The following is a 1,272-nucleotide window of genomic DNA, read 5'->3' as shown; positions in this document are numbered from 1 at the left end:
AAGTCCGAGCACCATCAGCTGCAAGAAATAACTCAATCAGCTTGTCATTGGGGTGATCCAGACTGCGACAAAAAATAACGTGCTCAGGTAATTTCTTCGGCAGACGTATCTTGCTTTCACCATCAGGAAAGTAGTGTATTTCAATATCAGCATAGGCAAGCCGTGCCTCTTCCGCCAGCTTTTTAGCTTGTAACTGGTATTCTGGAAAACCCAAAACAATGACTTTATTCACCATATTCATAGCGGCTTTTCTCCTATTCGATAGGCATTATTTTGCTGGCAACTGGCGATGGCAAAATCAAAGTCCGAGCGAAACTCAGCATAAATGGTATAAAGTGGCTCACCTTCCTTAACCTCATCATCCACTTTTTTATGGAGATAAATTCCCGCCTGCTTGTCCATCGGCGCCCCAGCAAGACGCGCTATTTTGGCAATTTTCAGGTTGTCAATGGCTTTGACAATACCCTCCTTGGTCGCACAAACATCATGCTTAAGCTTGCCTAACTGATCGTGTAGATCCACTTTTCCCTGCGCTTCAATAATAGCCTTCATTTTTTCCAGTGCACGTCCTGAATCCAGTAAATCACGCGCCAGCCGATAACCCTGCCCTCCCCGCACATCAGGATCAAATTCCAGAATTCTTCCTGCCAGCTGTAGTGATTTCTCCCTTAAATCCATGGGAGCTTCAGGATCTCGTTCAAGCACCTGCATCACATCGCGCGCCTCCAGTACCGGGCCGATGCCCCTGCCAATGGGCTGCTCGCCATCGGTAATTACTACTTCAATATGCAAACCAATCAGGTCGCCAATGTATTCAAACAATTTACGCAATTTAATCGCTGCTGCCTGATTGCGCACCTTGGCAGAGCGACCAATTGGGATATCAATCAGTAAATGCGTTGCCCCTGCCGCTATTTTTTTGGATAAGATGGAGGCAATCATCTGCCCGGGTGAATCCATAGATAGGGGCCGCTCGACGGCAATCGGAATATCATCTACCGGCGACAGACGGGCGTTGCCACCCCAGACGATAAAGGCATTTTCCTTTTTCAGCACTTCATCCATTTTTTCAGGATCAAGCGTCACCTCCGCCAGCACTTCCATGGTGTCTGCCGTACCCGCAGGAGAAGTAATTGCGCGACTGGATGTTTTTGGCATAAACATGCCATGCGCCGCAACTATAGGAACAACCAGCATGGTGGTGCGATTGCCAGGAATACCGCCAATACAGTGTTTATCCACCACCTGACGTGTTCCCCAGCTGAGCGTTTC

Annotated in this window: 2 protein-coding genes; both read right to left on the bottom strand. The window is 48.2% G+C overall.

Features of this window, described 5'->3' with window-relative positions; all coding sequences use genetic code 11:
• The coding region (locus AC3WVG_RS12005; RefSeq protein WP_488798353.1) for a hypothetical protein at positions 1-241 on the bottom strand (241 nt) is incomplete at its 3' end.
• Positions 238-1,272: thymidine phosphorylase family protein (locus AC3WVG_RS12000; protein WP_488798352.1), on the bottom strand; the 1,035-nt coding region annotated here is incomplete at its 5' end. The genes AC3WVG_RS12005 and AC3WVG_RS12000, both read right to left, overlap by 4 nt.

The sequence above is a fragment of the Desulfovulcanus sp. genome (genome assembly GCF_982781345.1).
The sequence above is the reverse complement of the archived record's forward strand: the minus strand, read 5'-3'. Positions and strand labels throughout refer to the sequence as shown.